This window comes from Burkholderia sp. E168m23 (genome assembly GCF_016586125.1).
Lineage (GTDB): Bacteria > Pseudomonadota > Gammaproteobacteria > Burkholderiales > Burkholderiaceae > Burkholderia > Burkholderia orbicola.
This window is the reverse complement of the sequence record NZ_BCPP01000290.1, coordinates 1-7,119: the sequence shown is the minus strand read 5'-3', so window position 1 is coordinate 7,119 and position 7,119 is coordinate 1. Positions and strand designations below refer to the sequence as shown.

At 65.3% G+C, this 7,119-nt stretch carries 8 protein-coding genes; 1 reads left to right on the top strand and 7 read right to left on the bottom strand.

Translation table 11 applies throughout. The annotated features are described in order from the left end of the window. The 7 genes from JMF90_RS16560 to recA form a co-directional block, all read right to left on the bottom strand. On the bottom strand, nucleotides 1–570 hold a 570-nt coding region (locus JMF90_RS16560), incomplete at its 3' end, for a pilin (protein ID WP_201325233.1). 96 nt (nucleotides 571–666) lie between these two features. Then, the gene (locus tag JMF90_RS16555) at nucleotides 667–1,371 is read right to left on the bottom strand and encodes a TerC family protein (protein WP_011546122.1); all 705 of its coding nucleotides are present in this window, start codon (nucleotides 1,369–1,371) and stop codon (nucleotides 667–669) included. Between the two features lie 155 nt (nucleotides 1,372–1,526). Continuing rightward, nucleotides 1,527–2,408 carry a succinate--CoA ligase subunit alpha gene (gene sucD / locus JMF90_RS16550; protein WP_006477916.1) on the bottom strand — a complete coding sequence of 294 codons (882 nt, stop codon included), beginning with the start codon at nucleotides 2,406–2,408 and terminating at the stop codon, nucleotides 1,527–1,529. A gap of 69 nt (nucleotides 2,409–2,477) precedes the next feature. After that, a complete protein-coding gene (gene sucC / locus JMF90_RS16545; RefSeq protein ID WP_006477915.1) occupies nucleotides 2,478–3,644 on the bottom strand; it encodes an ADP-forming succinate--CoA ligase subunit beta in 1,167 nt (388 codons plus the stop codon). Nucleotides 3,645–3,712: 68 nt separating this feature from the next. Continuing rightward, complete coding sequence (locus JMF90_RS16540; RefSeq protein WP_011546123.1) at nucleotides 3,713–4,321, bottom strand: DUF2889 domain-containing protein; 609 nt, start codon at nucleotides 4,319–4,321, stop codon at nucleotides 3,713–3,715. 146 nt (nucleotides 4,322–4,467) lie between these two features. Further along, entirely contained in the window at nucleotides 4,468–5,361 is an 894-nt protein-coding gene (recX, locus tag JMF90_RS16535; protein WP_011546124.1) for a recombination regulator RecX, read from the bottom strand. Beyond that, nucleotides 5,361–6,431 carry a recombinase RecA gene (gene recA, locus JMF90_RS16530; protein WP_011546125.1) on the bottom strand — a complete coding sequence of 357 codons (1,071 nt, stop codon included), beginning with the start codon at nucleotides 6,429–6,431 and terminating at the stop codon, nucleotides 5,361–5,363. Before recA ends, recX begins: the two co-directional genes overlap by 1 nt. Nucleotides 6,432–6,617: 186 nt before the next feature. Between recA and JMF90_RS16525 the strand changes: the two genes are divergently transcribed. Beyond that, nucleotides 6,618–7,119: response regulator transcription factor (locus JMF90_RS16525; protein ID WP_201325232.1), on the top strand; the 502-nt coding region annotated here is incomplete at its 3' end.

The following is a 7,119-nucleotide window of genomic DNA, read 5'->3' as shown; positions in this document are numbered from 1 at the left end:
TTTCGCGGGCAGCGTCGCGGCGTTACCCGGCAACGGCCCCGCTCCAGGCGCCGGCAGCGACGACGCGTCCTTGCCGGCCGCGAAGCATTCCCACGCGATCGCGCCCGCTTGTATCGCGCCCTTTTTGAGCGGCACGCGCGCGGTGGGCGCCTCGGCCTTGTCGGGCGCGGACGGCACGAGCACCAGCGTATTGGTGCCGGCCGCGGCGACGCGGGTGGTGAAGGAAACCGTGATCTGGCCGGTGGCGCCGTCGATCGCGACCGATTCGACGTTGCGGGTCCCGGCCGGCGGGCTGTAGCCGCCGTCGAGGCTCGCGCCGCTCGCGGCGTTGTCGGCGACCGCGAGCCGCGCGGACGACGCGAGCGCCAGCCCCTCGCCGACGCGCGAGCGCGCGAGGTAATCCTGGTACGCGGGAATCGCATAGGCCGCGACGACCCCGACGATCGCCAGCACGATCATCAGTTCGATCAGCGTGAAGCCGGCCAGCCGCCAGCGCGACGACGGCCGGTTCGCGTGCCGCAGATCGGCGGCAACGCGACGGAACAGGGAAACGGAAAAGGCTTCGAACATGAACAGGCTCCGGAAACGAAAAACGCCTGCCGATACAGGCAGGCGTCTCGATCGTAGCCAGCGGGCCGCGAAGCCGGCAGTCAGCCGGATGGCCAGTCAGTGCGCGTGCGGCACGCTGCGGCGTTTCCTGAGCGCATAACCGATCGCGACGACGAACAACGCGCCGACGATGCTCGCGCCGTAGACCACTTCCGGCGCATCAAGCACCGGCCAGCGGTCGCCGACCGGGTCGTTCACGATCAAGCCGCCCGCGATCCAGCCGAGCAGCCCGGCGCCGAATGCCACGACGACCGGGAAACGGTCGAGCAGCTTCAGCACCAGCGTGCTGCCCCACACGATGATCGGCACGCTGACGATGAGCCCGAAGATCACGAGCGCGATCCGGTGCGACGGATCGGCCTGCTCGGCCGCGCCGGCGATCGCGATCACGTTGTCGAGGCTCATGACCGCGTCGGCGATCACGATCGTCTTCACGGCGTCCCACAGCCGGTCGGCCGGCTTGATGTTGTCGTGCGCGTCGGCGGCCGGCGCCATCAGCTTGATGCCGATCCACAGCAGCAGCAGGCCGCCGCCGAGCTTCAGGAACGGCACGTCGAGCAGCGCGACCGCGAACGTGATCAGCGCGACACGCAGCAGGATCGCCCCCGCAGTGCCCCAGACGACGCCGCGCAGCCGCTGGTTCGCCGGCAGGTTGCGGCACGCAAGCGCGATCACGACCGCGTTGTCGCCGCCGAGCAGGATATCAATGATGACAATCTGGAGAATGGCGCCCCAGTGCAGCGAGGTCAGGAATTCGAGCATAGCGGAGAGGAAAGGACAACGGCCGCCTCGCGGGCGGCCCGGTTCATCGTAGGCGCATGCAGAACGCATGCCCGGTGCTTACGAATTCATTGCGGGAGCATAACAAAAACGCCGGCAAGCCGGCGTTTTTTGCAGGACGAGCCCAATGGAAATGATTACAGCGCCTTCTTCAGCAGACGGCCCATTTCCGACGGGTTGCGCGTGACGGTGATGCCGCACGCTTCCATGATTTCCAGTTTCGCTTCGGCCGTATCCGCACCGCCCGAGATCAGCGCGCCGGCGTGGCCCATGCGCTTGCCCGGAGGCGCCGTGACGCCCGCGATGAAGCCGACCACCGGCTTCTTCATGTTGTCCTTGATCCACTCGGCGGCGTTGGCTTCGTCCGGACCGCCGATTTCGCCGATCATCACGACCGCATCCGTATCCGGATCGTCGTTGAACATCTTCATCACGTCGATGTGCTTCAGACCGTTGATCGGGTCGCCGCCGATACCGACTGCCGACGACTGGCCGAGGCCGAGTGCCGTCAGCTGGGCAACCGCTTCATACGTCAGCGTGCCCGAACGCGACACGACGCCGATGCGGCCCTTGCGGTGGATGTGACCCGGCATGATGCCGATCTTCAGTTCGTCCGGCGTGATCGTGCCCGGGCAGTTCGGCCCGAGCAGCAGCGTCTTGCGGCCTTCGCGACGCATGCGGTCCTTCACTTCGATCATGTCACGGACGGGGATGCCTTCCGTGATGCAGATCGCGAGATCCAGGTCGGCTTCGACCGCTTCCCAGATCGCAGCGGCCGCGCCTGCCGGCGGAACGTAGATGACCGACACGGTCGCGCCGGTTTCCGCCTTCGCTTCCTTGACGCTCGCGTAGATCGGAATGCCTTCGAAGTCTTCGCCGGCCTTCTTCGGGTTCACGCCCGCGACGAATGCTTCGCGGCCGTTTGCGTATTCACGGCAGGCGCGCGTATGGAACTGACCGGTTTTGCCGGTAATGCCCTGCGTGATGACCTTCGTGTCCTTGTTGATCAGAATCGACATGTATTTTGACCTCTGTTCGATGGGCGTCGCGTGCAAACCGCGCCGCCCTACGTGTTCATTAGCGCGTGCTTACTTGCCTGCGGCAGCCGCGACGACCTTCTGCGCAGCCTCTTCCATGCTGTCCGCCGAGATGATCGGCAGGCCCGAATCGGCCAGCATCTTCTTGCCGAGGTCCTCGTTCGTGCCCTTCATGCGCACGACCAGCGGCACGTTCAGGTTCACGGCCTTCGAACCGGCGATCACGCCTTCCGCGATCACGTCGCAGCGCATGATGCCGCCGAAGATGTTCACGAGGATCGCCTTCAGGTCCGGGTTCTTCAGCATCAGCTTGAACGCTTCCGTGACCTTCTCGGTCGTCGCGCCTCCGCCGACGTCCAGGAAGTTCGCCGGTTCGCCGCCGAACAGCTTGATCGTGTCCATCGTCGCCATCGCGAGGCCCGCGCCGTTCACGAGACAGCCGATGTTGCCGTCGAGCGAGATGTACGCGAGGTCGAACTTCGACGCTTCGATTTCAGCCGGATCTTCTTCGTCCAGATCGCGGTACGCGACGATTTCCGGGTGACGGAACAGCGCGTTCGAGTCGAAGTTGAACTTCGCGTCGAGTGCGGTGACCTTGCCGTCGCCGGAGACGTTCAGCGGGTTGATTTCGGCCAGCGATGCGTCGGTTTCCCAGAATGCCTTGTACAGGCCTTGCAGGATCGCGCGCGCTTGCGGAATCGACGCAGCCGGCACGCCGATCTTCGCGGCGAGGTCGTCGGCCTGCGCGTCCAGCAGGCCCGTCGACGGCTCGACGATGACCTTGTGGATCAGTTCCGGGTGCTTCTCGGCGACTTCTTCGATGTCCATGCCGCCTTCGCTCGAGCCCATCAGCACGATCTTCTGCGAGATGCGGTCGACGACGAGGCTGACATACAGTTCCTGCTTGATGTCGGCGCCTTCCTCGATCATCAGACGGTTGACCTTCTGGCCTTCCGGACCGGTCTGGTGCGTGACGAGCTGCATGCCGAGGATCTGGTTCGCGTATTCGCGGACCTGCTCGATCGACTTCGCCACCTTCACGCCGCCGCCCTTGCCACGGCCACCCGCGTGAATCTGAGCCTTCACGACCCATACCGGGCCGCCGAGCTCTTCCGCCACCTTGACGGCCTCGTCAACCGAGAACGCCGGCTTGCCGCGCGGTACCGCGACTCCGAATTTCCGCAGGATTTCCTTACCCTGGTACTCGTGAATCTTCATGCGTGATTCCCTTCAGTCTGAGAGTTGGATGAAAAGTCGCTTAAGACGCTTCTTCGAATGATTTCCGTTCATTCCTTCGTGCTGCCTTCACCGGGCAGATCCGGCCGAATCGGGCCGTACCAGCGCGGGTAGTACTGCCGCACGACCTCACCGTCGAATCGCAGCGCGCGGCAGCGGCCGAGCTGGAAAGGCGGTTCGGCGTGCGCGCCGTCGTGATCCGGCCCTTCGCCGCCCTCCTCGCGCACGTTCCACACGTCACCGGCGAACGCCTGGATCGCGGCCGTCGGCAGCACGGCGCACAGTTCGGTGAGATGGGAACAGCCTGCGACGCCGGCGAGCAGCCGGTTCGCGTTGCGGCGGAAATTGCGGAAGAGATTGAGCCCGATGAGGGCCCGATAGGTGGGCGGGGCGGATTGACAATGACCAGGATAGGGCACCCATTCCGAAGACGCTTCGGCGTCGACGACATTGAGGTCACGATCGATGGTCACGCGCAGCCAGAGTTCGTGGATCGGCAGACCCTGGGGCCGGATGCCCGACGCAAGCGCGACATCGCGCGGCTTGTGGTCGGTCAGGCAGGCTTCGATGTCCCACAAGCCGTCGCCGCGCTCGTAGGCTTCCGCTCGGATTGCGCGTCGATGTCGCAACTGACGGGGCACGGGCTCGGATAGCGGCATGCTGGAGGTTGAGGCCGAAGAGGAAAACCCGTGGATTTTAGCATATTGGGTATTTGAGACAGTTTGCCGCGACGGCGGGTATTCCCGCCTGTCCGGAAGCGGTTGCAATGCAGCAAAATCGCGCGCCACGCGCGCGACCGGGCGGCTCAGTCGTCGATCGGGAAATCGTCGCCGACCTTCAGCAACTTCACGATGGTCGCGCTCGAGAAGCCGCGCGCGGCCAGGAAGCGCGCCTGCTTCGCGCGTTCGGCGGGCGTTTGCGGCAGTGCACCGAATTTCTTGCGCCAGACAGCCTGCGCGCGCGTCAATTCGGTCTCGCGCAATTGGGCATTCACCTCTTCGACGAGACTGTCGCCGACCGCATGGCGCTTCAGCTCGCTGACGATGCGCGCGACGCCGACACGCGACGCGCGACGATGCACGAGGCTCTCGGCGAAGCGCGCGTCGGACAGCCAGCCTTCCTGTTCCAGCGCATCGAGCACCGGTTCGATGGACTCGCCTTCGTCGACGTAGGGTGCGAGCTTGCGCGCGAGCTCCGCGCGGCTGTATTCACGCCTCGACAGATAGCCGAGCGCGCGGCCCTTCAACGACCGCGGCGGCTTCGACGACTTGCGCTCGCTGGCGCCCGGCGCGTCGCTCGAAGCAGCGCCGCTGGAAGATGCGCCGAAAGACGCACCGGCTGCGCGGCGTGTGCGGCGCGGATGCTGGCTGCTGCGCGTATAGACATCTTCCGTCGCGGGCGCATCGGCTGTGCGATTGCTCGGGGCGCGATCGCCCGGGAAGCGGACACCGGACACGCGACGGCGGGAGCGATCATGCGCGTCGAACGACTCGTCGTCGTCGAACGGATCGTCCGGTGCGGCAATCTCAAATGAAACGAGGGCATCGTCGGATGCCCTCGTCGCAGTGCGGTTCGCGGCGTTGCCGCCTGCGCCCCGCCGGTCGGCGCCCGAGGAACCGGCTCGCCGGCCGGAGCGACCCGCCGTTTCGGGCACGTCGCTCTCCTCCGGCTCGCCAGCCTGACCTCGGCGCACAACCATTACTCTTCTTCGTCCAACGCCTCGGCTTCGTTGGCTACGCCATCGGGCATGCTGACGACACCGAGCGATTCGCGGATGCGGTTTTCGATCTCGCGTGCGATTTCCGGATTCTCGCGCAGGAATTCACGCGCATTGTCCTTGCCCTGGCCGATCTTCTCGCCGTTGTAGCTGTACCAGGCGCCGGCCTTGTCGACGATCTTCGCCTGCACGCCGAGATCGATGATCTCGCCCTGACGCGAAATACCTTCGCCGTACAGGATGTCAAAGATCGCTTCGCGGAACGGCGGCGACACCTTGTTCTTGACGACCTTCACGCGGGTTTCGTTGCCGATCACCTCGTCATTCTTCTTGATCGAACCGATCCGGCGAATGTCGAGACGCACCGACGAATAGAACTTCAGCGCGTTGCCGCCCGTGGTGGTTTCCGGGTTGCCGAACATCACGCCGATCTTCATCCGGATCTGGTTGATGAAGATCACCAGGCAGTTCGTGCGCTTGATCGTGCCGGTCAGCTTGCGCAGCGCCTGCGACATCAGGCGAGCCTGCAGACCCGGCAGCGAATCGCCCATCTCGCCTTCGATTTCGGCCTTCGGCACGAGCGCCGCGACCGAGTCGATGACGATCATGTCGATCGAGCCCGAGCGCACCAGCGCATCGGTGATTTCGAGCGCCTGCTCGCCGGTGTCCGGCTGCGAGATCAGCAGTTCCGGCACGTTCACGCCGAGCTTCGACGCGTACTGGACGTCGAGCGCGTGCTCGGCGTCGATGAACGCCGCGGTGCCGCCGATCTTCTGCAGTTCAGCGATGACTTGCAGCGTGAGGGTGGTCTTACCGGACGATTCCGGACCGTAGATCTCGACCACCCGGCCGCGCGGCAGGCCGCCGACGCCCAGCGCGATGTCGAGACCCAGCGACCCCGTGGAGACGACCTGGATATTCTCGGCCGCCTCGCCGTCGCCCATGCGCATGATCGAGCCCTTGCCGAACTGCTTCTCGATCTGTGCGAGTGCGGCCGCCAGCGCCTTGCTCTTCTCGGCGGTCATCCCGGAGCCCTTCTTGCTATCTTCCATGAATCGTCCTTTGCTATGATGAGCAGCGTCTGTTGGAGGCGCGCCCGCTTCAAGCGCTGCCCACGAATGCAGACACTGTATAAAAAAACAGTGTTTTGTGCAAGCCCGCAATGCAAAGCGTTGTGCACGAATAACTTCGGAGACAGCCGCGCCGGCGCGAACGCCCTGCCGGCACCGGTCAGCAACATGCGAATTCTCATCGCCGAAGACGACAGCATACTCGCGGACGGCCTCACCCGGTCACTCCGCCAATCGGGCTATGCCGTCGATCACGTGAAGAGCGGCGTCGACGCCGACACCGCGCTGTCGATGCAGACTTTCGACCTGCTGATCCTCGATCTCGGGCTGCCGAAAATGTCCGGGCTCGACGTGCTCAAGCGCCTGCGCGCGCGCAATTCCAATCTCCCCGTGCTGATCCTGACCGCCGCCGACAGCGTCGACGAACGCGTGAAGGGGCTCGACCTCGGCGCCGACGACTACATGGCCAAGCCGTTCGCGCTCAACGAGCTCGAGGCGCGCGTGCGCGCGCTGACCCGGCGCGGCGCCGGCGGCGGCCCGACCGTCGTGCGCCACGGCTCGCTCGCGTTCGACCAGGTCGGTCGCATCGCGTACGCGAACGATCACGTGCTCGATCTCTCCGCGCGCGAGCTCGGCCTGCTCGAGGTGCTGCTGCAGCGGATCGGCCGGC